The organism is Allorhodopirellula heiligendammensis, from assembly GCF_007860105.1.
GTDB lineage: Bacteria > Planctomycetota > Planctomycetia > Pirellulales > Pirellulaceae > Rhodopirellula > Rhodopirellula heiligendammensis.
Genome location: NZ_SJPU01000002.1, coordinates 192,731 through 217,357 on the forward strand (window position 1 = coordinate 192,731; position 24,627 = coordinate 217,357).

Consider the following 24,627-nt stretch of genomic DNA (forward strand, 5'->3'; position numbering starts at 1 on the left):
CGGATTTCTTTGTTCCCATCGTATAGCAACGATGGCGATCTTGCTCGCGACGTTCCTGCTTGCCTGCTCAACCGTTGAAGCGCAGGTCAACGAAAGGACGAAGAAGGTGCTCGCCGATCGCGCTAAGATCACGGCGGAGGGGTTTTGGATCTACAACGATTTGCCTGCTGCCTTTGAACAGGCGCGTCGGAACGGCAAACCGATCCTGGTGGTACTGCGTTGCTTGCCCTGCGAAGAATGCGTGAAGCTCGACGACGAGGTCGTCGATCACGATCCCGTCATCCGTCCACTGCTGGAGCAATTCGTTTGCGTTCGAGTCGTTTCGACCAACGGCCTGGACCTCTCCCTATTTCAATTCGACACAGACCAATCCTTCGCTGTCTTCATGCTGCGTGACGAACACACGATCTACGGCCGCTTCGGAACGAGGTCTCACCGTACCGATTGGCTGGGCGATGTTTCGATGCTGGGGTTTGCCGAAGCTTTACGAGGTGCCTTAGAACTGCATCAGACTTGGCCGACGGAAAAAAGTGCGTTGATTTCGAAAATTGGAACCCCGCCGCAATACGCCCGACCTGAACTATTACCATCACTGCAGCAACGAAACGAATACAGTTCCAAACTGAACTATTCAGGAGACGTGGTTAAAAGTTGCATTCACTGCCACCAAATCGGCGATGCGATCCGCGATGAATTCCGCAGTGCAAGCGAGCCGATCCCAGAGAAAATTCTCTATCCCTACCCTCATCCCAAGTCGATCGGCTTGATACTCGATCCCACCACGCGGGGCACGATTCGCGAGGTACTCAAAGCTTCTCCGGCCGAGAACGCGGGGCTCCAAAACGGCGATCAGATTCTTCGCATGCAGGGCCAGCTGATACTCTCCACCGCTGACATTCAGTGGGTGCTGCACAATGCGTCTCCCCAGGACACCGCGATCCAGGTGCTCATTGAGCGCGAACAGACTGAACAAACGATCGATTTGGTACTGCCAGAAGGCTGGCGTCAAAACGACGACATTTCTTGGCGGGTCAGCACATGGGGACTGCGGCGAATGGCGAGTGGAGGGATGAGACTCGACCCCTTGAGCGACGAGGATCGTGCTGCGCTTCAATTTGATCCGGGGCCGGCCGCCATGAAAGTGAAGAGCGTTGGTCAATACGGACCGCATGCCGCAGCTAAGAAAGCGGGATTTCAGGTCGGCGATATCGTCACGGAGATTGATGGACGAACGGACCTCCGAAGTGAAACGGACCTGCTGGAGTACGGTGTTACGCAGCTTAAACCGGGTGACAAGGTCACCGTTACCGTATTCCGCGACGGAGAAAAAAGAACTCTTTTGCTACCCATGCAAAAATAGCCATCCGACGATTGCGTCCTTATCAGGTGCTTGAAAGACTCGTCATGGCCACTGCGTGCCGACGTGAGACAGTGTTATCTCAAGGCGTCAGAATCTGCCTCGCCGACTGGATTGATCCATTTATCGTACTCTTTGCGGCACGAAGAGCATGTCCAAACCGGAGTTTCTTAGCGTAGCAAAACGCAAATAAACCAAGAGTGCCTAATCCTCCGGCGATTCCTCCGACCAACAGCGACGAATCCAGGACGCTGGCCTGAAGCATAGTTCTCTATTTCGAAAGCGATTACAGAAGCCAGAGCGTATCTCAGACGTGGAGAGAGATGCTTCGGTCCACCGATATGTTGCCCGCATATCAGACGGCGTTCAAGTTGAGGCGATCGGCACAACGAAGCTTAAATGATGTGCCGCGTGCCATTGTTGCAGCAACAGCCATTGCTCACGATTGAGTCGTCCCAGCATCGGATAGTGCGAAACGAATGGGGTGGAGGGGTCCATGAGTGATTCCGCAAGCTTGTAAAACCTGTTTACGCAGACATCCTCATCGAGAGCTAGCGCAGGCTGAAGTTGCTGAGGTGCTTTGCCACGAAGCTTGGATGGCTTGCCCTTTCGCATTGTTGGCATGAACATCAGCTTCATCACAGGTCGCATCAGCGCAGGAAACGTAAAGGGGGCACCGTCCGTTGTCATTTGCATGGACATGTTCAAATGATCGAGGATCTGGGCGAGACTCCACGTGCCAACCAGTTCGTATCCGCCTTGGCGCAATTGAGCAACGTCGGCACACGCGGCACCCAAGTCGGGGTAACGTAAATCCATTCGCCGCTGGGCGGTTGCCGTTAGGTGTTCAGGTTTCCGGAGCATATTGGGACCACGACTGCCGCTGGTGTGAGTTTCGCAACTAAATGAATTTCAGATTAGACCCGAGGGCCGCGTTGACGCTCTTACCGAGACCGACACCGCCGTTCGCTCGCAAAGCCTCGTCAACCGCCAGCTTGGGTTCATCAGCCAACATTCTAACCATTCATATCCGAAGCAGAACCCATGATTTCGGGTTTAATTTGTCCATTAATGTTATTCAGCGCGAGCAGCCCTCAATTCCGCGGCAGCTCACCATCTCCTGACGTGAGGGCCGCTCGGGACGTGCTGGATATGCCTGGACGTACCACCTCGTCCTTCAGCAAGCGACGCTCGTTGAGAGAGTGGAACCGTCCCGAGGGAGATCGCTCAGACCTTGAGCGGGCTGACGTCGGCCGCCGCATTTTATGGACGCCGCGCTTCGATCGCCTGCTCTCGCTGGTGACGATCAACCAGCAGTCTGGTTAACTTGCTGGACTGAGGGCATTGCGGGAGATTTCCAGTGGCCTGGATCGATTGCCAAATCTTCGACTTCTTGACCGCCGGCTGATTGACGCAGTAACAGGTAGATGCCGCCCACCATTGCCCACAGCATCATCACCGCGATCACCGAGGGCAGTAACGCGAGGCAGAGGAGCAGCGGTGGGTTTGCTGGCTCCAGCGAGACGGCCAGACCGCGAGCAGCCATAGAGACACCGACCCATGCCAGCACGACCACTGCAGAAATTGTGCCCGCGATGATCGCCAAGAGCGTGAATTGCGGCAGTCGCCGCAGCGTATACTCGTATCCGCGGCTGAGAGCATCAATCGGGTCCGCATCCGGTTCGATCATCGTTGCGGTTAGCCCTAAGGGGACCGCCAGTTTGCCCCCCAAGATCAACAGGCCGGCAATCAGCGTCGCGGGCAAGACGATGAGCTGGCTCAACCAAGTGGCCCATGTCATTGCGATGGAATCACCGCCGATGGCGACCGCTACCCACGTCGCGCACCACGCGACAAGGCACAAGCACGCGGCAACCACCGCTGGCAGCAACACAATCACAGCAGCCCCTAGCAAACGCCTGCCGACGGCACGAAACGTGGAAAGATAAGACGGGAGATCGCGTCCCGCAGTGAGGATCGCTCCCACACGCGCCAGCGCCATCATCGTCGGCAGCCACATTGAAATAGTCCACACAACTGTCTTCCAATCTGGCGAAACACCAATCCACGACCCCAGATTGATGCCCGGCACGACAGCCCAAGCGTCACTCGGCATCGTTGCGCTCGCCAAGGGCAATCCAAGCAACGACAACCCGCCGTAGGATCCCATCATGTCCACCGGCGAATCGGCAAGCCAAGCGAATCCCAGTAACCAGATGAGGGAAACGATCAACGTATGACTGATCCACACCGGCCCCCCAGCAATCCGGCAAACGCGAACCAGTCGTAACCAGGGGAAGACGTCCGTCCAGGTGCGGATGCGATCGAATAAATGCCTTTCGAGGCCAGCAGCAGGTACACGCCGTGTGGACCGATCTGACGGTGCCGTGGAGGACGATCCGCTGTCCTGGGAATCAGTGCTCATGGTTGTCGTTGGAATGTAAGGGGCTCTCTGAGGCCTGAACCGGGTACTAACGGCTTCAAAAATCGGACGTTTCACGCGGTCAACCCGGAGCGTCCGCTCCAAGTTGAAGCCGAAAACATAGTCACAAAACCCTCGAGCGTGATACTCCGAAGTGGTATTTTGCCACGATTCGCAGCTCGGCCCCATGTCTCGAGCGTGTTGTGTGTCGCCAGCACACACGGTTAGAATTCGCCCCCAGTCCCGGGCGTGCCTGCTGCGTTTTCAGCTGCTGTAATGCGAATACAACCCCCCATACGGCGGACTGGTGTAACCGCCTTCAATTCCTGGTCGACGGTAGCGTCATCACCTCGAGATCGAGCACAAGCGAGGGGTCTACCGTTCGGTTTTTCCATGAATCACTAACCCGCAGCCAGCTGACTTGGCATTGTGCAGGCGAGACGTCAGCTTTTGCTGGGGGCGATCTCCACCGCTTAAGAGCACACAGTCCGGGCGGGAGTATTGAACAGCCAAAGATGTGTTTGCCCCTTTCTACTTCTCTCCACAATCTTTTGGTGACCAGGCGGGCTGTGACATTTTTGCGCGTCCAAATGCCTACGCTGAAATACCGACCGTAAACGCGAGCGGGCGGTCCCGTTGACTTTCTCGCGGCCGCGTCGGATCAGTAAGTTAATGGCCCCTCATGACTTGCGTACACGCTCCTGATCTGAGGTGCGCGTGCCATTGCTTGACGCCCGGGCACACCCACTCTAGGATCTGTCCCGCTATTGAGATTTAGTATCAATAGCAGATACGTCGAGCCAGCCAACTTTGTACAGCCAGCCAGACATCGGTCCGCGACATCCGCGGCGAAGTTTCCACACGGTCTCCTGCACAGAGTTTTAGACATGACGACATCGATCACCCAGTCGACACCTCACGCGACTAGCCCGAGGGATCGAGCGAGCGGATTTACTTTGGTTGAGCTATTGGTGGTGATCGCCATCATTGGCGTTCTGGTAGGTTTGCTATTGCCCGCCGTCCAAGCCGCACGCGAAGCGGCCCGGCGGACGCAGTGCAAGAACAACATGAAACAGATCGTGCTGGGGATGACGATGTTTGAGCACACGTTTCGACATTATCCCTACTCGCGAACGGGATCATTGTGGCGGATCTTGCCGTTTGTGGAACAAGCAGATCTCGGGCAGAAATTTAATGCTGCAAAGCACCCTAATTTTGATATTCCATCGGCATCGGAGTACAAGTGGGGCTACAACGGTAGTCTGTCGACTGACTGGAGTAACAAAGACGATTTGATCGAAGGTGCTGCTGCGGAATTATCCGTGTTTCAGTGCCCCAGTCGCACCGGCTCCAGTTCCATCCTCGACAGCGACGGACTTGCTCTGGGTGTGGCAGACTACACGACACCGCGGGTTCCCGCGCTTCGGCCCGAGGGACATCCGCTGTACTACCGCGGCGGCGAACCGCAAATGCAGTTCAGCACCGCGATGACGCCTGCCTCAGGATCGCGGAATCGCAATCCGAATAACCAAGGTGGTAGAGCCAGTAGCATCTTGGACGGACTTTCCCACACGTTGATGTACTACGAATGCCTCGGTTCCCCCGAATTGTTCGTACGTGGCAAGATGGCTGGCACTACCGGCGGAGCCAGTATCGCGTGGGCAGGTGCTGGCGATGGCGTGAAAATGCGTGCTTATCGGGCTGACAATATGTTGGCAGATACCTCCAATTCCAATAGCGGCAAATCAACCAGCGCAGACTTGAGCCTCCCCGATGCACCGACCGATTGCAGCAAAACATCGGCTTGGGAGGCAACGATCGATACCTGTGGAACCTACCGGTCGCTCAATCATACCAACAAGAGTCAGCCATTTAGTTTTCATGCTAGTTCTGTCCATGTGGGTCTTTGTGATGGTTCGTCGCGAACGATCACCGACACCATTGACCAGGGCGTCTTTTTGAACCTGATGTTGCGAGACGACAGGCAACTCCCTGGCGAATATTGATTCGCCAGAGCGTGATACTCGCAACCAATCTGCCGTCGGAACCGCATCGCTCGATCGCAGAACTCAAATTCGACGGCATCGATTTCTATGGCATCGATTTCTACGGCATCGATTTCGCGTGTGCTGGATGCCACTGGGAAGCTTGGGGCATGACTTCCCACTGCGACTGTGCCCCGGGGCGACCAGGCCGGATGTGAACGCGGCACATCGGTGCGGGCAGGCTTGAGCGAGCGATCGCAACTTCGGCGAGCAGCGGTCCGTCTGCTGGACCGGAGGTGGCAGAATCCGTTTTATTCGCTACTGCGGTATACCACACCGGTGAGATCGCTCCGACAGCGTCCACGCTGACGCGGTGAGTCCCATCCCGACTGATTTCAAATCGAATGGCTGTGAAGTAGTCACCGTCACAATCGAGTGATAGTCGCACCCCATCTCGGCCAGCGGCAGAGATGGCGAAATAGACGTACTCACTATCAGCCACGCAGCGCGCCTCGTAACTGTCACCGGACCAACAATCCGCGACGGACCAACATGGGTCGTCGCAGACACCGTCGAGCAGCGGCCGGTCAGCGGTTCGAGGGGGCGAGTAGCGGGCGACCCGGTGTTCGGAATCGCTCGCCGATCGAGAATCAGGCAGTAGCGTGCCACTACCATGGTCAGCGGGTGCGATCCCGCGGGCGGCCATGACAACCGGGTGATAGTCCCAGTTAATTCGCGCGGGGAAATCGCCGGTGCCCTCGTCGGTTCTACTGGGGGCGTCTGTCCCAGGTCTGTTTCCGAACGGAGTAGCAAGTGCATTCCAACCACGCGTAGGTTGCCAGGGAATTGGTTTACTCTCGGGCACCAAAATAACCGCCGGTGCGGTCCGCTGTGCTGACGCAGCGGTCGAGTACGCCGGGCTAAAAGTCTGCGAAAGTGGACTCGCGTCCTCCTCGTAGGTGACCGGTGAAATCTGGAAGGGCGAGAGTGACTGGCTTGCCTCGGTTTGCTTGGAGGTGGTCGTCGGGGGCTCGTTCGATGACGCCGAGCGCACCAAACTTCCCGCAACGTTGCCAAGCACCTGCGGCGTGTTTCGATGCCAGTTCGCAATCAGATTGGGCGACGTCGGGCTGCGTCTCTCCACACTCAACGAGAGCACCTCGATGTTAAGATCCGCCCATCGTTGCAATGCCGCAGGTTGGCCATACCGCGAGATCAGAGACAGTATCACCTCCCGCACGTGCGAGAACTCGCCCTCGGTCGTCATTGCCACCGACATGGCATCCCATAGCAATCGGGAACGGTCTTCCGCTGCGGTGCCCGCGAGGAGCTGTTCGATTCGTTCGCTCAAACGTGACTGCTCGGCGCGGGAACGTCGGACTTGGCTGGGATGAAACATCTCTTCATGGAGCCGGCGGGTTAAGTTCATGCGTGCCGTGGTGATTTGCAGGCGCCGATTCGACGCCGTCAGGGTTTCGGCAGCACCACGATTTTGCCCATCGTCCAGAGCGAGTCCGGCAGCCAGCGCCACGTCGCGGCGCACCGTTCCCGACGCGTCGTCCAGGGTCGCCATTTCAATCGCAGGAGGTGCGGATTGTTGCGGCGCCGCCAACATGAAAGCGTCGGTGGCGATGTCATTCGCCAACACGCCTGGGCGGCTCAGTAGAGCGTTGCCACGGAGCATGGAGGGATGATTCCACGCCCGCTGCCAACGTGGATCGGCTTCGCTGGAGTACCACGCCTTGCTCGCCCGCGCGGCATCGCGGGATTGATCCTCGCTGGCGTTCACGCGGCGGGTGAGTATCACGCGTTGGGGACCACTCCAATCGGTCGCCGCGACCGGCTGGGTTGGGGAGGCAGGGCGGGTTCGGAACTGCTGGACCAGGGCCCACCAAGCCCGCTGAGTGGCGGGAGTCAGACTCTCGTCGAGCACGACGACGGCCGGGCGGTGTTCAGCCAGCCAATTGCTTCGCTCAGCATCATGCGCAACGTACTGGACATCAGAACTCCCTAGCATCGCAGCGGCAGCGCGGCAGCGGCCGAGGTCGTTGCGGTCGCCCGATTGCGCTGGCCCAACTCCTGATTCTGGCCCAACTCCTGATTTCGCGTTATCGAGCAGCACCGCAGTGCGACGGTGTTCGTGGAGGGATTCTCGTCCGACAAGCGACCATGGGACTGCTGCCGGAGATGCCGCGACAAATAAAACGGCTGTCCCGCGGCCTGATCCCCGCACCGCTTGCCAAGCGGATTGTGGTTCACCGCGACGCCAAATACGACCGTGAGTGGAGACTGCAAACTGAAGTCCATCGTCCGGTCTCGTGAGATCGTAGACGGACATGCTCCCCGCAGCGGTCTGGATCGCGTGCGGGGGGTGGGCCGCCTGCGAGTGAGAGACGCTGCTGGCGGACGAATTCTCTGCCCCTGACGCACGAATGTCTTCGACCCAGGTTTGACCGCCATTGTAGCTATAAAATCGATCCACACCGCTGGCCTCGGAGGCGTCACCAGTGGCTTCGAGCACACCTGGGGCCAATTCACGCGGTGCCCCGGGGCGAGCCGTTGCAACGGTGGAGGGACCGCCCATCCGCAATTTCTGCAGTCGAGGAAGCTCGTGAGCATCGCCCAAATACCAGGTTCGGCCGCCATCGCGACTGAGCACGCAGATTCCCCGGCTGATTCCGGTCACCGGCTCGTAGCCGCCGCCGACGACAATCACGTCGAGTGGTGAAGCCCACAATACGTCGGTGAATTCGCAAAATGGGATCGACGGCGGTTGCTCGGAGCGGCGAGGAGATTGACCAAAAGGCGTTTCGCTGGCAGGTGTGTCGAGGTGAATGTTTTCCACCGCTCGCCACGTCTCGCCATCGTCAGCACTGCGGAGGATGGTGCCAGCATCTCCCACAGCGACCACAACCCGCGTGTCGGGCGCATTGGGCGTCCGCCGCGGCGGAGATACCGCGACGGCGCGTAAACAGCTGCTCTGTCGCAGCAAAGACGCTGAGATGTAGGCGGGCTGAAGTGAAATGCTATCCAAGTCAAACCGGTCAATTTCGCCTGCCGAGACGGTCAGATGGAAGGGGCTTGCCACCATCGCAGCAATGACCAGCCCGCCTACGAATCCCCGGGCCATCCCCAGTCCCATGCCCCGTGCCATCCCCAGTGCCAGCCCTCGCACCAATCCCCGTAGGCCACTAGCAGTGCCGTTCCCTGAGTTCCCCCGCGCAGGCGTCCTCGGACGCAGCGGGCGGGGCGCGGAAATGCCCGTTGGAGACACCGGCCTCGGCGTACCTGTCATGGACAGCGGCCATGTACTGATCGCCATCCGCATCATGACAATAGCCCTCGCACGGAGGCGGCCGCGAGCAGGAATAGTGCACACCCGCCGACCAAATTCACGCTGAGCATGGTCAGGCTCGCAGCCACGCGTCCCTCGCTCGACAGTACGGTAATATCGCCAACCAGGGTGCTGAACGTAGTCAGACTGCCGAGGATGCCTACGCGAATTGCCAACAGCATGTGCGGGCTCAGTGGTGTTTCGCCGAGGTCCGCAAGACTTTCGGTCCATTGATACAGTGATCCAAGCAGTAAACAGCCTAATAAATTCGCGAGGGTGGTGGCGAAACCAGCCTCTCCACCCACGAGGTGGCTGATTCCCCCAATAAGTCGCTGTAGTGGCCCCTGCGCAAACAGAACCGTGAGGCCGTAGCGGCACAAAGCGCCTAAACTACCGCCGATCGCGACTGCGAGCACGTTCATTGACCAACCCATCATGGACACTTCCCTGTTTTCACCATTGTCAGTTCGCTGCGGGGAATTTACTTTGAGGGGTTAAGAATCGGAAGTTTTTCCGCGCGGGGGCAAGGTCCATCTGCAGCAAACCGCAGTAAAGTGGCTAGAATTGTTGTCGTCGCTCCCCACACACACCCTTTTTGAACTGAAAGATACCGCTGATGAGTACTGCTTCGAGCACGTCACCCGCGCCCACGCAGCATGTGATGAACGGAGCCGATGTCCTGGTCAAATCGTTGGTCGACCATGGTGTCGAAGTACTATTTGCCTACCCCGGCGGCTGCAGCATGCCGATGCACCAGGCGCTGACTCGGTTTGGCGAATCGATTCGCACGATTCTTCCTCGACACGAGCAGGGCGGTGCATTCGCCGCTCAAGGCTACGCCCGCAGCACAGGCAAGGTCGGCGTTGTGATGGCGACGAGCGGTCCAGGAGCAACCAACCTGGTCACGGCTATCGCGGACGCCAAACTCGACAGCATTCCACTGGTGTGCATCACCGGCCAGGTGCCTGTTGCCGCGATCGGTAGCGATGCGTTCCAAGAGACGCCAATGGTGGAAATCTGCCGTGGAATCACGAAACATCACTATCTCGTGACGGATATCAAAGATCTGCCTCGGATCATGAAGGAGGCGTTCCACATCGCCGCCAGCGGCCGTCCTGGCCCGGTGCTCGTCGACATGCCCAAAGACGTGCAGTTAGGGGAAATGCCTGAAGATCTCGATCCACCGATGAATCTGCCGGGCTACGACGCGTCGACGCCCTCCGTGCCGCCCGAAACAATTCGGCAGATCGCCGCCGCCATCAAAATGGCGCGACGACCGATCATCTATTCCGGTGGCGGGATCATCTTGGGCGAAGCGACCGAAGAATTGCGGAGTCTGATCAGCAAAACGGGTATCCCCACAGTGACCACGCTGATGGGCCTCGGCTCGGTCGAACCCGAAAATCCCCACTCACTCGACTGGTTGGGCATGCACGGGGCGGCCTACGCGAACTACGCCGTCAAGGACTGCGACCTCCTGATCGCTCTGGGCGTGCGGTTCGACGACCGGGTGACGGGGAAGGTTGAAGCCTTCGCCAAAGGCGCAAAAATCATTCACGTCGATATCGACGCATCGGAGTTGAATAAGAATAAAACAGCCCACATTCCCGTTCGCGGTGACGTCAAACAGGTGTTGACGGAACTCAACCGCATCGTTCAGAAGCCGGATATTGCCGATTGGCAGCGTCACTGCAGTGAATTGAAGGCAAAATTCCCGCTGAAATACGACACCGAGTTTGACGGTATCCTGCAACAACACGCGATTGCCACGCTCAGTGACCTGACTGCCGAGCGCGAAACCTACATCACCGTGGGCGTGGGCCAGCACCAAATGTGGGCTGCCCAGTTCTACAAATTCCGGCAACCCCGGACTTGGATGAGCAGTAGCGGTCTGGGCACGATGGGCTTTGGACTGCCCGCTGCGATGGGTGTCCAAGCCGCTCATCCTGGGGCTTTGGTCGTCGATATCGACGGTGACGGCAGCTTCCAAATGAATATTCAGGAACTCGCGACGTGTTTTTGCGAGGAATTGCCAGTCAAGGTGCTGTTGCTCAACAACCAACATCTTGGCATGGTGGTGCAGTGGGAAGATCGCTTCATGGAGCGGAATCGCGCCCACACGTACCTCGGTCCAATTCACCACGACGAAGCCAAGGGCAAGAGCTCGGCGGACCGTTTCGAATACGCCACTGACCGCTACCCCAATTTCGTTGAAATTGCCAAGGGCTACGGTTGCGGTGCTGCGACAGTGAAACGCAAGGGAGATCTGAAGGATGCGATGCGGGAAATGATCGATTCCAAGGGCCCCTTCCTGCTTGATGTGGAGGTCCCGTATCAAGAACACGTCTTGCCAATGATCCCCGGTGGCGCGACCGTCGACGATATGATCTTGGATTGAGACGAGCCCTTCCGACACTTTTTTCTCGAACTTTCGAGCTGATATCCCGTGGATACAACCGTTCCTACAGATTCGGCTGGCGCGTCATCGAAAACGTCGTCCGGCGCGTCCATACCTCCTGAAGCGTCGGCGGCGACCGATGTCGCTGGCGCGGGTAAATCCGCGCCACGCCGTCGTGGCGTGCCGGAGGGACTATGGCTGAAGTGCGATGGTTGTGGTGCATCACTGTACCGCAAAGAGGTTCAGCAGCAGCTCAATGTCTGCCCGAAATGCAGTCACCATTTCTACGTCAGCGCCCTCGAACGGATTTCGCAAGTGCTCGACGAGGGCACCTTTGAGCCGATGAATGAGCATCTGAGGCCGACCGATCCGCTCGAATTCAAGGACCGCCGGCCGTATGCCGAACGGCTTGTAGGTGAACAAAAGCGAACCGGTTTGAGCGACGCAGCAGTGACAGGGACGGGCATGATCCGCGCTCGCCGCGTGGCATTTGCCGTCACCGATAGCGCATTCATCATGGGTAGCATGGGCAGCGTGGTGGGCGAGCGGTTAACGCGGTTGGTCGAGCATGCTACCGAGCAAAATATCGCGCTGATCATCATCAGTGCCAGTGGCGGAGGAGCTCGCATGCACGAGGGCATCCTGTCATTGATGCAGATGGCCAAGGTGTCCGCGGCGCTCGCTCGCTACCACGAAGCTGGGGGCTTGTTCATCAGCGTGCTGACGAACCCCACGATGGGCGGTGTCGCGGCGAGTTTCGCGTCGCTCGGCGACCTGATTTTTGCGGAACCGAAGGCCATGATTGGATTTGCCGGACCGCGGACGATCAAGGCGACCATTGGGATTGAGTTGCCCGAAGGGTTCCAATCCAGCGAGTTTTTACTCGAACATGGCTATATTGACCGCATCGTGCCGCGTCGCAACCTCAAGACCGAGATCGCCAGCGCGATCGATTACTGCGGGAAATAGCCGTGAGCCTGCTCGATTCCCTCAAGGGCATGTTTTCCGGTGGCAGTGCGTCACTGAAGAAAATTGACGTCGATGCGCGGTTCGCCCGTTCGCGTACCGCCGCTACCGGTACGATGAGCAATTTCTTCGTCGCCTACGATCTCGAACGCAAAGAGGATGTCGGCGTCAAGATTCTCGACCCCGAGAAATTCGAGCTTTTCGAAGCTCGTTTCAAGGGCCTCAAAAAGCCCACCGAAGGCGAGATCGCGATGCAAATGCAGCACGAGCTGATCGCGAAAACCTACGAGCATGGGATTACGACGAAGGGTCAGCGGATCCTCGTGATGGAGTACATTCGCGGGCCCAGCATGCAGGACGTGATCGTCCGCAAACGCATCGAATTGATTGACGGCGTGCAGCTGATGATCATGCGCGAGATGGCCGAAGCGTTATCGTATGTACACCGCAGCGGTTTCATCCACCGGGATATCTGCCCCCGAAATTTCATATGCACCTTGCCCGCGGAGAATCAAAAAGTCGTCTCAGGGGTCAAGCTCATTGACTTCGGACTGACCGTTCCCGCCACTCCGCCGTTCATGACGCCGGGCAACCGCACGGGCACGCCACTGTACATGTCACCGGAGATCGTGCGCCGCCGTCATACCGATGGACGGGTCGATATTTTCTCACTCGGAGTGACGTTTTACTGTTTGTTAACCTTTTCTCATCCCTGGCAGGGTGAAATCGTGAGCGGCCGAGCGGCTTTGCAGCACGACTCGTCCGATCCCACCGAGCTACTCGAGCGGCGCGCTGACGTCGACCCTCGGTTGGCCCGTTTGATCATGAAAATGATCGAACCGAACGTCGATCAGCGACTCAAATCGATCGACGAATTTCTAAATCAGAGCAAAAAGCTCGAGTCCGCGTTCGTCAAATAGCGGCACACTCGACGAATTCCATGAGTTTTTTTGGAACTATTGCTTGGAACAATTCGTCTATTCATCACCACTGCCAACTTTCTGCCTAATGGCGGTCACCTAAAGCGCCGATAACGTTGATAACGTAGGCGTCCTAGGTAATATGGCGATGCTCACTGAAATTCCCTACCAGCTTACAGTTTTTGTAATTACGCTGTCTGCCTGCGCATGAGCGTCAACAGTTTCCAACGACCCAGCCCATCACACCGTATTGCCGAGAAAACAGATGAACAATCTGCGTCACCTCCTTCGCCGCGTGCAGCCGACGAAGTCACGCCGAGCCAGCGAAGATCGGTCGCGTGGCCCACTTTCGAATAATCGCCGTCTGCTAACGGAAACACTCGAAAAACGCCAGCTATTCGCGGGTGACCTCGGATCGGGATTAGACGCAGCTCCACCCGTCGAAGATGTTGACGACTATGCGGTGGCGCATAATTACTGGAACAAGTTCGACGTCAACAATGATGGCCAGGTCACCGCACTGGACGCACTGCGGGTGATCAACTTCATGAACGAGAGTGCTGAGGGCGAGCCGTCCGCTGCCATGCTGATGGGCGTTGGTTTTGTGGACGTCAACGCCGATCACCAGGTTTCGGCGTTGGACTCGTTGCAGGTGATCAACCAACTCAATGGTCCCGCGGGTGCTCCTGACTATGACGTTCGATTTGAGCTCACACCTCGAAATCTCGACGACAGTGTGATCGCTCAGGACGGTACCTACACCACCAGCACCGGGGCAACCGGTGTGCGCTACACGGTTGACAATGGAGATATTTTCAAGCTTGAGGTTGCTGTCCAAGACGACCGCGGGCGGAGTAGTTCGTTCGGCGTTTTCCAGGCGGTGACGAATATTCTCGTCAGCGAGACCGGCGTGCTGGTTCCGGCGGTGGGTGAAATTCAAGGTTTTGACTTTGACCGCTCCATTCTTGACAATACCTCCACGCCCAACAGCACGATCGAATTCTTCTTCGCCGACAATCCGTCGGATGTTGTCTCGGCGTCGTTGGCCGACTTCTTGGGCAATAGCGACGCGGCGACCGAGCAGTTTATCAGCGATGCGATCGTGCAATTGAGCAGCGACGCCGGCGAATTGAACATCACTGCGGCCGACATTGATGTCTCAGCTGGCACGGAGTCTCCGACGAGTCCCTACAGTGTTCGCATCGAGTACAACGGGCTCGACCTTGCCAATGTCGACGTGCCACGTTTCGAAACTCGTCTGGTAATCAACAGTGTTGACCAGGCAGTGCCGACGATCGAACAGAATGTGATTCTACCCGACGGGTCCTTCAATCCAATAACCTTGATTTCACGCTATGAAACCTTCATGCGGAATGATGGGAGGAACGTGCCGCCGAATCCGACAGTAAACGATGGCCTCGGCCCATTGATCTATGGCCAAAACCGCAATACCGGCTCCTTTGACATCGACGTCGGAGGCAACGGCACGGATGTCTTCGATGAGGTCGGAACGCTTGGACCGATCGGTAAGCTGACGGATACTATTAGCAACTTTGACTACACGACGGCCTACGACGCCTTCAGCATCCCGGTCCGCGCGGTCAAGGTCGCCACCAACGTGGGCGTGAGACTGGATAAAGTCGAACCCCGTGTGGGCTTCGAAGGTGTGTTGGTTTACGGCACTGATAACGGTAAGGAAGCCGTGCCGCCCGATCGAATTCACTTAGATGAACGATCTGAGTTTCAACTCAACGTTGTCGGGGAAGACACTGGAGAACTGACTGCGAACAATGCGACCTTACCGGTCACCGAAGATAGTGCCGGTGTTACGGTGCAACTCCAGGTAACCGGCGCGTTACCTGGGGAAACCATCACGTACGATGTGCCTGCACGACAGGGTGCGCTGGGCACCGCTACAATCGATGCGGGCGGCGTGATGACCTACGTCCCCGACGCTAACAAGTTTGGCACGGATTTGGTCGTTTATACCGCCTCGACGACGAGCGGCGGCACCGCTACTGCCACGGTGACCGTCAACATCGCGGCCGTCAATGATCCGCCGATTGCCAATGATGATCCTTCGTCGGGAACTCTGTCTGTTGATGTCGGAAGTAGCATCCTGATTCCTGTGCTCGCCAATGACGATGCCGGTGGCGATAACTCCGAGCCGCTCAGCGAGTTGACCATTACGCCCGGATCGCTCGCCCCCACGCTCGGCACGATCGCCATCGTCGGAGATGAAATTCGCTACACGCCCAACGCCGGGGCAGCATCGGGAACCGACACGTTCACCTACACGATCACGGACACCGGTGGACTCAGCGATTCGGCGACAGTCACTGTTAGCGTTGTTAACAATGCAACGGGCATCTCGGCGGCTGACAAAAACATTACCATCGCCGAAGACAACGGTGGCGAGATCACAAGCGAAGTCTTGATCGCCGATCTCAGCGCCGACAACTTGATTTCGGTCAACAGTGGCAGCACCAACATATCACTCGATAGTGCTACGGCACCTACCGGTCGCGGTACCGTTCGCATTGACGGGGACCAAATTTTCTATACGCCCGCCCAGAACGACAATGGGCCCGTGTCGATTACTTATACGGCCAGCAACGACGCGGGCAGCGATAGCGGAACCATCTTTGTCACAATCACGCCCGTCAACGACAATCCGATCGCACCGCCTCTGAGCTTTGATGTTAACGAGATGGCGACCCGGACCATCAACGTGCTGCAGCCTGGCAGCGGACAAACTGGTCCTTCGGACGTCGAAACACCGACGGCTGATTTGATCGTCTCCCTGCCAGCACAAACCTTCTCGCCGCTGGGCACCGTGTCCATCGTCAACAATCAAATTGTTGTCACCTCACTGGGAACTGCCGCCCAAGGCGACTTTGACTTCCAGTACCGCGTTACGGACGCTGATGGTGGCGTTTCGCAGAATGGCGTCATCACGATTAATATCGTCGACGTGCTTGGCCCACCCGTCGCCGCTGATTCGAGTGTGCCCGCTGTCAATGAGGATTCCGGTAACGTCACCGTGGACCTGAGTGCGTTGACAACCTCCGAAGCCGGCTCGGTGGTCTACACCGTTGACACCCAAGCCAGCAACCTGGGCGTGGCCACGATCAGCGGCAGTAACTTGGTGCTTGCCCTTACCCAGGACGCCAACGGCACGGGCACTGTGGTCTATCGGGCGACCGATGCCGCGGGTTCAGACACTGGTACGCTGACATTTACGGTCAATGCGGTCAATGATGCTCCTGTACTGGGCGATCTTTCACGCACGGTCGCAGAGAATGGTTCGGTCGATATTGACGTTGCCGGTGCGGCAACGGACATCGACTCAACGAACCTGACCGCGGCTGTAGTCACTAATCCGACGAACGGAACCGCAGTTCTGTTAGCGAACGGGCTGATTCGCTACACGCCAAATACTGGCTACAGCGGTGCCGATTCGTTCCGCGTTAGTGTCAGTGACGGCATCGCACCCGCAGTGGAAGCAACTGTCTCGATTGACGTGACAGATGTGGTCGCGCCGCCCGTGGCCGCAGATGGCAGCTTCCCTGTCGCCGAAGACGAAGTTGCCAGCTACGATCTGAAGCAATTGGTAACGACCGATCCCGGAGCGCCAGCGACGATCACGCTTGTAGGTACCGCTAGCCACGGAACAGCCACGCTTCTCAATGGTGTTTTGACGTATCGGCCTGCGGCCAACTATTTCGGTACCGATTCGATTACCTATCGGGCGACCAACTCAGCGGGCAGTGACACGGGCGTCGTTTCGATCACCGTCACGGCAGTCAACGATGCCCCTATTGCTAATGATGACCTGGGTATTGTCGTGGTGAAGAATACCGCTAAGCAGATCAACGTGCTTGCCAACGATACTCCGAATCCAGGAAGTGAAACGGACACGATCACCGTCACGATCGCAGCGGGTGACGAGCCTGCTCATGGAACCGTCACGGTCACCAATAATGTGGTGACGTACACGCCAGACACGGACTATCTGGGAACTGATTCATTCGTTTATACACTCAGCGACGGCCAAGGCGGTAGCGACACAGCGACCGTTTCCCTTACCGTCAACGACAATGTTGTCGTCGGCACTGAGGTGACCGGACAATTGTTCCTCGATTCGATCTCGAACATTCACGATGTGGCCGTCAATGGTGCCGCTCCCATTCATAGCGGTGCTTATGAAGCAGGTGAAACGACACTCGTCGGTGCCCGCGTGCATCTGGTCGGTGTTGGCGGTGCCGCAGGCAGCTCCCTGACCGTTGTCACTGATCGTGAAGGCCGCTACTCGTTCGAGAACGTGCCGGCGGGAAGCTATGAGATTCGATTTGAACTGGCCCCTGGTATGGAGATCGCCGGCGAAGGTTCCGACGGTGTGATCCCGATTACCGTCCCAGATGCCGGCGGGTCGGAAAATCCAACACCTGTCAATGCTGACTTTGTCATCGAAGATCTCGGTTCGCAGTATTACGCCGGCCGAAACGTCTTGTCGACTGACCCCAGTCGCGAGGGCCTCCCGCCCACGGTCACCGTGGGCGAGACCTCCAGCTTCTTCTATTCTCCTGCGAGCGATAGCACGCTGGTCCAGAAAGCCGTGTTGGTCGGCAGAGACTTCGGCGATGCGAAGTACGTCGAATTGTTGCTCAATGAGAACCGTGACCAAGCATTGCTGGTCATCGTCGACAGCGACCTCAACGCCCAGTCCGCCAGTGTTGACGCAGACCACCTCGTCGTGCTCGATGATGGCAGCGGCGTCCGAGTGGATCTGTACGGCGGCACCAACGACTTCATCTTCACCGACGTCGATGAAATGAGCGATCTGACGAGCCTGTACCCAGAATACCAGGATGCGATCGATGAACTGTTCAATAGCTTCTAAGAGAGCATAACGGTTCTGAAACCCTTGAAATCGCCGCTCAGGTTCACCTGAGCGGCGATTTTTTTATTGTCTGAGCGGACGCAACGACATCGGGGGCCGCACGACATGGAAATGCGTGTTGTTCGCCCCGACCGAGTCTGCTTCGCGGGTGCGGGTACCGCTGTGAAGCATTTTTCCGAACGGAGGATGAGACCGCTATCCCGTCCGGGAAATTTTTTCGGCAAACGGTCGCCAGCCTGCGAGCTCGGAACGATGGTCCCTAGCTACGAATCAGCCCGGTTGGAGGCCGGGGAAAACCCGTCCACCAACACTCGTGCTCAGCGTCCCTCGCGGAGCCGGTAACCCAAGAAATTGTCGAGGTCGCTCTCAGCTTCGATCAATTTGACGGTGCGTTCGATGTCGTATTCGACGCGGCGAAATTCGAGCACCTCGGGATCCGCGATTACGTAGCAACTGCGGGGATCGCTGTCGCGGGGCTGGCCCACGCTACCGACATTGATCATCAGCTTGGCGTGGGGATCGGCAAGTGAGTAACCGGTGCCCGTCTCGGCGGGGCGAATGAAACGGTGATCGACAGTGAACACGCCCGGCACGTGAGTGTGACCTTGGAAACACAATCGCGGCACCAGCGAAAACAGCTTTTCCATCTTCTTCACGTTCTGAGTGTCTTCGGGGAAGACGTATTCGTTGGTCGGTCCGCGTGAGGAGCCGTGAACGAACAACCAATCGCCCTCGCGGACGGTTCTGGGCAGATCGCAAAGATACTCAATCCGCCGGCGACTGCGTTCGGGATCATGTCCTTCTCTTTCCAGCTGGGCACGCGTCCAAAAGATCGCCTGCTCAGCGGCCACGTTGAACCCTTCGGGGTCGAACAGCGAGCTGCTGTCATGATTGCCGAGTACACAAAAGTCAAATTCCATGACTTGGTCCAAGCATTCACATGGTTGGGGACCGTAACCGACAACGTCGCCCAAACATACGACGCGGTCGACGTTTTGCGACTCCATATCCGCCATCACGGCGTTCAACGCAGCGAGATTGCCATGAATGTCACTCAAGATTGCGGTACGTGTCACCCGATCAGTGTCCTCGTTTGAGCCGGTCACCGAGCGCGTTGTCGAGATCGGGCTGTGCGTAAATTTTTTCCGCCGTGACGTTAATGTCATAAGCCACGCGGCGATAAGTAATGTTCTTGGCGTCCGCATCGAGAATGACGTAGCACGCTCTGGGGTTCTCATCGCGTGGTTGGCCGACACTACCAACATTGACCAGGAGTTTCGTCGCCCCCAAGGGATAGGTGTGGTCGCATTCTTCCGGTGGGATGAACTCGCACGATGTCGTGAAGACGCCTGGCAAGTGAGTATGCCCCATGAAGCAGTACTGGTCGATCTTACCGAATAGAATCTCCATTTTCCGAGTGTCGTAAACGTACTCGGGGAACACGTATTCATTGGTCGGATCACGTGGTGATCCATGGACAAATCGATACGGTTCATCGTTCACAAATCGCGGCAACTCACCGAGGAAATCCCAGCGGGCGTTGATTTGGGATTGGCTGCCATTCCCGGCGTCGAGCTGGTCGCGAGTCCAGTAAATCGCCTTCAACGCCATCGGGTTGAACCCATCGGGATCAAACAGGGCCGCCTGGTCATGATTGCCCAAAATCGTCCGCTTGCAGCGGCGCATCACGATGTCAAGGCACTCGCAGGGATTGGGCCCATAGCCGATGATATCACCCAAGCAATAAATCTCGTCGACGCCGATAGCGTCGATGTCGGCCATCACGGCCTGCAGGGCTTCCAGGTTACCGTGGATATCGCTGATCAATGCTCGCTTCACGAAAACTCTCGAAACCTAGTTAGACTCGGACACTCAAAAACACCTCGCACGCTCACCAGTTCCACGCAAACAGCTGTCTGCGCCCTGGCTCCCCGATCGTCCTATCGTCGGTGGCGACGTGGGGATTGTAGCGTTTATGAAATTTGTGCAACAACCTATGCAGCAGGAAATATCTGGGCCACCGCCCCACTCCAGCGACTTGACTTCGCTCGCCATCGAAGTGATCGGTCGAGAAGGGTCGATTGCGTTGCTCTCAGGCACCAGTGTAATCGCCGCTCGAACGCTCACACGTGATTCACGGGCCGCATCCAGTCTGGCACCCACGATCGCAGATTTCGCCGCTGAATATCTTCCCGGCGGTACCCTCGATTCCCTGGGCAGCATCGCGGTGGCTTCAGGTCCAGGCTCTTTCACGGGGCTGCGGATTGCGGTAACAACCGCCAAAACACTGGCCTACGCGCTCGATACCCCACTTGTGGCAGTCAATTCGCTCGTCGCAATCGCCGATGTCGCTGCTCAAAAATCAAACCCCGCCGATCGCGATCTTTCTCTCCCGGCCCCACTGTCACGCTCGATTCTCGTGGGACTGAGTGCCTACCGAGGCCAGGTCTACCGGGGCAAGTTTACGCCAGGCCAGCCGCCCAGTATCGACATCGTCTCTGCCGCCCAGTGGAAAACGGAACTGCAATTGTCGGCGCGAGCAACCGGTGACGTGGGCCTCACAGAGGACAAAAATAAATTTCTTTTCGCGGGCGATCAAACCGTTTTCTCGTCTGCGGGCGCCGCTATCGATCCTGACCAATGGTCTGGGGAGGACGAAGTGCGAGCAATTGGCGTGGGCCGTGTGGCAGCGGAGATGCTCGCCCGCGGTGAAACAATCGATCCGCTCAAACTGGTACCGGACTATCTCAGGCCTAGTTCCGCGGAAGAAAAGGTGGGGCCGTAGCGGGGGACCATTGTCCTGAGCGAGCACATCGGTTTTGATCGGACGTTCTCGAACAGTCATCGGACGGGACAGTTTCGGAGGGGACAATCTCGGAGGGGACAATCTCGGAGGGGACAATGGTCCCATTCGACAGTGAATGATCAACGGCTTGTCACCGCGATGGATTCCGAGGATTCTAACTGCTGACTGAGACAGTGGGCGGGGTGACCGCTGGCAGCGGCGGTCGCGGTGGCTGGTCCATCTGCGATCTTTCGTTGCTGGAGGAAAGTCCGGGCTCCTTAGGGCGGGATGGTCGATAACGTCGACCGGCCGTGAGGTTAGGGAAAGTGCAGCAGAGAGTAGACCGCCGAACGGTTCGCTGCCAGTTGCTCGCTTGAGCGGTGGTAGCAGATGCGTGGTAAGGGTGAAACGGTGCGGTAAGAGCGCACCAGCGGCCGGGGTGACTCGGCCGGCTTGGTAAACCCCATCCGGAGCTAGACCAAACAGGGTGCATGAGGCGGCCCGCCTCGCTATCGACACCCGGGTAGGTCGCAATTGAGGCGGCGAGCAATCGTCGTGCACAGATAAATGGTCACTGGCAGCCGATGGCTGTTACAAAACCCGGCTTACAAGCCCACTGTCTCAGTCCTTTTCGCGCCCGCCACGCCCCCCCATTTCCCTGACCAACGCCCCATGACCGGTTCCAGGTCCCACGAACGCTACCTACGCCAAGCTCAATTCGATCGAATTGGGGAATCGGGCCAGCGTCGGATCGAGGCTGCCCGTGTCGCCGTGCTCGGCTGTGGTGCCCTCGGCACGGTCGCTGCGGATCAACTCGCCCGCGCCGGCGTCGGCACCCTACGTTTGATCGATCGTGACCTCGTAGAGTGGAGTAACCTGCAACGACAGAGTCTGTACACCGAAGCGGATGCGCAGGCGGGAGCGGCGAAAGTCGAAGCCGCCACGACGCACCTACGAAAGATCAACTCGTCGATCAACATTGAGGAACACGTTGTCGACATCACTCCCACCAACATCACCCGGCAATTAGAAGACGTCGACATTGTCATCGACGCGACGGACAATTTCGCAGCCCGGTTGCTGCTCAATGATTGGTCGCTGAAAACAGAAACGCCTTGGGTGCATGGCGGCTGTATCGGCGCCACAGGCCAAGTGCGACTGTTCACGGCTGTCGCCCCGTGCCTGCGATGTTTGCTACCCCATCCGCCGGCGCCCGGAGAGTCGGCAACCTGCGACACCGCAGGCGTGATCGCCCCGGCAACGCACTTGATCGCCAGCCTGCAAGTCTGCGAAGCGATCAAATGGATCTCAGGGAACCGCTCGAACGTTCGCAGCGAAATTCTGTCGGTCGACCTGTGGGACAATCACTTCCGTTCGATTGGGTTGCCAGCCACTCCCAGCTGCCCAGCCTGCGTCCATCATCGCTACGACTTTCTCGACGCTGGCACCAATGCAACGACGGCGGAATCACTTTGCGGCCGTGATGCCGTTCAACTTGCGGGCTCGGGACAGAGCGTTGATTTGCAGCGCATGTCCCATGCTTGGCAGTCCCTCGGCGCTGTGAAAACATCTCGTTTTTTCGTGCGACTGTCGCTGCCTGATGAGCAGACGGTAACCCTCTTTCGTGACGGCCGGGCCGTCATCAGCGGTGTGCGGGATATCCCCCACGCCCGTTCGCTATTTGACCGCTATGTCGGTTCGTGATTGCCACCGATGTCTGTCCTGGGCGAGCAGACCGCTTCGCGGTAAATTTGGGGCATGAGCAAAACAATCAAACTTGCGGTCCACGGGGCTGCTGGACGGATGGGACAACGTGTGGTTGCACTGGCGGCGGATGCGAGCGAGAGCAGCGCCGCTGATTTCACCGTCGTGGCAGCGATCGATCATGCTGGGCATCCCAAAATTGGGCAGGATGCAGGCACCGTCGCTGGCATCAGCCAGATCGGCGTGCCGGTTGCAGCAGACTGGCCCGGTGCTGCTGACGTTGTCATCGACTTCTCCCTTCCCGAAGCCCTTGATGCCTGCGTGGAGCAATGCGTCGCCAACGCCTGGCCGCTCGTCGTCGCCACCACGGGACTGAGCGAAGCCCAGAAAAACTCGCTGGCCAATGCCGCTCATTCCATCCCGATCGTGTGGGCGCCGAGCATGTCGTTGGCGGTGAATCTATCGATGCGAGTGGCGCAACAGATCACGACAGCGCTACGTGATGTTGCTGGTGGCTTAGATATCGAAATTCTCGAACGCCACCATCGCTTCAAAGCTGACGCCCCCAGTGGCACGGCCCTCAAGTTTGGCGAGCTGATCGGGGAGGCCATGGCGGACGAGGAACCGGTCATGCACGTCCACGGGCGGGAAGGACATACCGGCCAACGGACACGAAATGAAATCGGTTACCATGCGATCCGCGTCGGTGATAATCCTGGCGAGCACACGATCGTATTCGGGATGCTCGGAGAGCGAATCGAGCTGAATGTCGCCGCGAGCAATCGGGATTGCTACGCCGCCGGAGCACTCGCGGCCGCCAAATGGTTGGTCGGAGGAAACGACGGGCAACCCATGCCGGCGGGGCTGTATAATATGTTCGATGTGCTCGGCATGGCCGACGCGGCGAAATGAGTGACCCGGCACCGCAGCGGATTCGGGTTGGTTCTGACACTGCCCACGACAGTGGGCGCCCGTTGCATCTTGGTATCTCGACGTGCCCCAATGACACATTCGCCTTCGCCGCTCTGCTGGAAGGCCGAGTCGACACGGAGGGGCTGCCGCTGGAGATCGACTTGCTCGACATCGACCAACTCAATCGCGGATTGATCGCCGGACAATTTGACCTGGCAAAAGTCAGCTTCAACGCGGCTCTGTCACTAGGTGACCAAGTCGTGGTCCTGCCGGTCGGTTCGGCCCTCGGGTTCGGTGTCGGTCCATTGTTACTGGCGAGCAATCCGGATACCTCGCCCCGGTGCCCGGTGCCCGGTGAGCGGCCGGGGTTAACGCTTTGCCCGGGTGAACACACGACGGCGAAATGGCTCTTTGATCAGTTCTATCCAGATACCACGCTGGTCGAACACGTGGTTTTTTCGGATATCATGCCGCGTTTGGCGGATGGCACGGCAGATTTCGGCGTTTGCATCCATGAGGGTCGGTTCACCTACGAGGCGTCGGGGTTGCACCGGGTAACTGACTTAGGAGAGCTGTGGGAGCAGCAGACGCGGTGTCCGCTTCCGCTGGGTGGTCTCGTTATGCGTCAGCAGCACGACCACGCCCTCATGCGGCGGGTGAGCCAACTGGTTTCCCGTTCCTTAGCGATTGCTCTGGAATCTCCTGAGACTGCATTGCCCGCCATGCGGAAGTACGCACAGTCGATGGAGGACGCCGTCTTGATGCAACATGTTGACCTATATGTCAACGACTGGACGGTGAATTTAGGCAACACTGGACGGGCCGCACTGCTGGAAATGGCGCAATTATCCGAGAAGATGAGAAACAACCAAGAACGTCGGCCGGTGTTGAGCGTTCTATCATGAACGAGTGCTAAAATTGTTGCCATCGAGAGGTGGAGC

At 57.9% G+C, this 24,627-nt stretch carries 16 protein-coding genes and 1 other RNA gene; 11 read left to right on the forward strand and 6 right to left on the reverse strand.

The features are described from left to right. Positions 1 to 31 precede the first annotated feature (31 nt). Complete coding sequence (locus tag Poly21_RS11090) at positions 32 to 1,360, forward strand: Trx7/PDZ domain-containing (seleno)protein (RefSeq protein WP_146407126.1); 1,329 nt, start codon at positions 32 to 34, stop codon at positions 1,358 to 1,360. Positions 1,361 to 1,723: 363 nt separating this feature from the next. Here Poly21_RS11090 and Poly21_RS11095 read toward each other — a convergent pair whose 3' ends face one another. Together Poly21_RS11095 and Poly21_RS11100 are read right to left on the reverse strand one after the other, a co-directional pair. After that, positions 1,724 to 2,221 (reverse strand): DUF1569 domain-containing protein, encoded by a 498-nt coding sequence (locus tag Poly21_RS11095; protein ID WP_146407127.1) that lies wholly within the window; start codon positions 2,219 to 2,221, stop codon positions 1,724 to 1,726. Positions 2,222 to 2,663: 442 nt separating this feature from the next. Then, positions 2,664 to 3,782, reverse strand: coding sequence for a hypothetical protein (locus Poly21_RS11100; RefSeq protein ID WP_146407128.1), 1,119 nt, complete (start codon positions 3,780 to 3,782; stop codon positions 2,664 to 2,666). A gap of 884 nt (positions 3,783 to 4,666) precedes the next feature. Here Poly21_RS11100 and Poly21_RS11105 point away from each other — a divergent pair. Continuing rightward, positions 4,667 to 5,785 carry a DUF1559 family PulG-like putative transporter gene (locus Poly21_RS11105; protein WP_146407129.1) on the forward strand — a complete coding sequence of 373 codons (1,119 nt, stop codon included), beginning with the start codon at positions 4,667 to 4,669 and terminating at the stop codon, positions 5,783 to 5,785. A gap of 100 nt (positions 5,786 to 5,885) precedes the next feature. Here Poly21_RS11105 and Poly21_RS11110 read toward each other — a convergent pair whose 3' ends face one another. Both Poly21_RS11110 and Poly21_RS11115 read right to left on the reverse strand, forming a co-directional pair. After that, the gene (locus tag Poly21_RS11110) at positions 5,886 to 9,095 is read right to left on the reverse strand and encodes a DOMON domain-containing protein (protein WP_146407130.1); all 3,210 of its coding nucleotides are present in this window, start codon (positions 9,093 to 9,095) and stop codon (positions 5,886 to 5,888) included. Further along, entirely contained in the window at positions 9,092 to 9,535 is a 444-nt protein-coding gene (locus Poly21_RS11115; protein WP_146407131.1) for a fluoride efflux transporter FluC, read from the reverse strand. Before Poly21_RS11115 ends, Poly21_RS11110 begins: the two co-directional genes overlap by 4 nt. A 179-nt stretch (positions 9,536 to 9,714) precedes the next feature. On the opposite strand from Poly21_RS11115, the gene ilvB reads away from it, so the two are divergent. From ilvB to Poly21_RS11135, 4 genes are all read left to right on the forward strand, one after another. Further along, positions 9,715 to 11,496, forward strand: coding sequence for a biosynthetic-type acetolactate synthase large subunit (gene ilvB / locus Poly21_RS11120; RefSeq protein WP_146407132.1), 1,782 nt, complete (start codon positions 9,715 to 9,717; stop codon positions 11,494 to 11,496). 111 nt (positions 11,497 to 11,607) lie between these two features. Continuing rightward, on the forward strand, positions 11,608 to 12,465 hold the full coding sequence (accD, locus tag Poly21_RS11125; RefSeq protein ID WP_302119746.1) for an acetyl-CoA carboxylase, carboxyltransferase subunit beta: 858 nt from the start codon (positions 11,608 to 11,610) through the stop codon (positions 12,463 to 12,465). Between the two features lie 2 nt (positions 12,466 to 12,467). After that, positions 12,468 to 13,382 carry a serine/threonine protein kinase gene (locus Poly21_RS11130; protein ID WP_146407134.1) on the forward strand — a complete coding sequence of 305 codons (915 nt, stop codon included), beginning with the start codon at positions 12,468 to 12,470 and terminating at the stop codon, positions 13,380 to 13,382. Positions 13,383 to 13,647: 265 nt separating this feature from the next. Continuing rightward, entirely contained in the window at positions 13,648 to 18,285 is a 4,638-nt protein-coding gene (locus Poly21_RS11135; RefSeq protein WP_146407135.1) for an Ig-like domain-containing protein, read from the forward strand. 317 nt (positions 18,286 to 18,602) lie between these two features. Here the strand turns inward: Poly21_RS11135 and Poly21_RS11140 are convergent, their stop codons facing one another. Both Poly21_RS11140 and Poly21_RS11145 read right to left on the reverse strand, forming a co-directional pair. Continuing rightward, positions 18,603 to 19,361 carry a metallophosphoesterase family protein gene (locus Poly21_RS11140; protein ID WP_146407136.1) on the reverse strand — a complete coding sequence of 253 codons (759 nt, stop codon included), beginning with the start codon at positions 19,359 to 19,361 and terminating at the stop codon, positions 18,603 to 18,605. Positions 19,362 to 19,365: 4 nt separating this feature from the next. Beyond that, positions 19,366 to 20,124, reverse strand: coding sequence for a metallophosphoesterase family protein (locus Poly21_RS11145; protein WP_146407137.1), 759 nt, complete (start codon positions 20,122 to 20,124; stop codon positions 19,366 to 19,368). A 136-nt stretch (positions 20,125 to 20,260) separates the two neighbouring features. Here Poly21_RS11145 and tsaB point away from each other — a divergent pair, with 136 nt between their 5' ends. From tsaB to Poly21_RS11170, 5 genes are all read left to right on the forward strand, one after another. Then, a complete protein-coding gene (gene tsaB, locus Poly21_RS11150; RefSeq protein ID WP_302118665.1) occupies positions 20,261 to 21,070 on the forward strand; it encodes a tRNA (adenosine(37)-N6)-threonylcarbamoyltransferase complex dimerization subunit type 1 TsaB in 810 nt (269 codons plus the stop codon). A 191-nt stretch (positions 21,071 to 21,261) separates the two neighbouring features. Beyond that, an RNA gene (gene rnpB, locus Poly21_RS11155) (RNase P RNA component class A) lies at positions 21,262 to 21,694 on the forward strand. A 48-nt stretch (positions 21,695 to 21,742) separates the two neighbouring features. After that, entirely contained in the window at positions 21,743 to 22,774 is a 1,032-nt protein-coding gene (locus tag Poly21_RS11160) for a ThiF family adenylyltransferase (protein WP_146407138.1), read from the forward strand. 54 nt (positions 22,775 to 22,828) lie between these two features. Beyond that, positions 22,829 to 23,686 carry a 4-hydroxy-tetrahydrodipicolinate reductase gene (gene dapB / locus Poly21_RS11165; protein WP_146407139.1) on the forward strand — a complete coding sequence of 286 codons (858 nt, stop codon included), beginning with the start codon at positions 22,829 to 22,831 and terminating at the stop codon, positions 23,684 to 23,686. Then, positions 23,683 to 24,591, forward strand: coding sequence for a 1,4-dihydroxy-6-naphtoate synthase (locus Poly21_RS11170; RefSeq protein WP_146407140.1), 909 nt, complete (start codon positions 23,683 to 23,685; stop codon positions 24,589 to 24,591). Before dapB ends, Poly21_RS11170 begins: the two co-directional genes overlap by 4 nt. Positions 24,592 to 24,627: the final 36 nt, after the last annotated feature.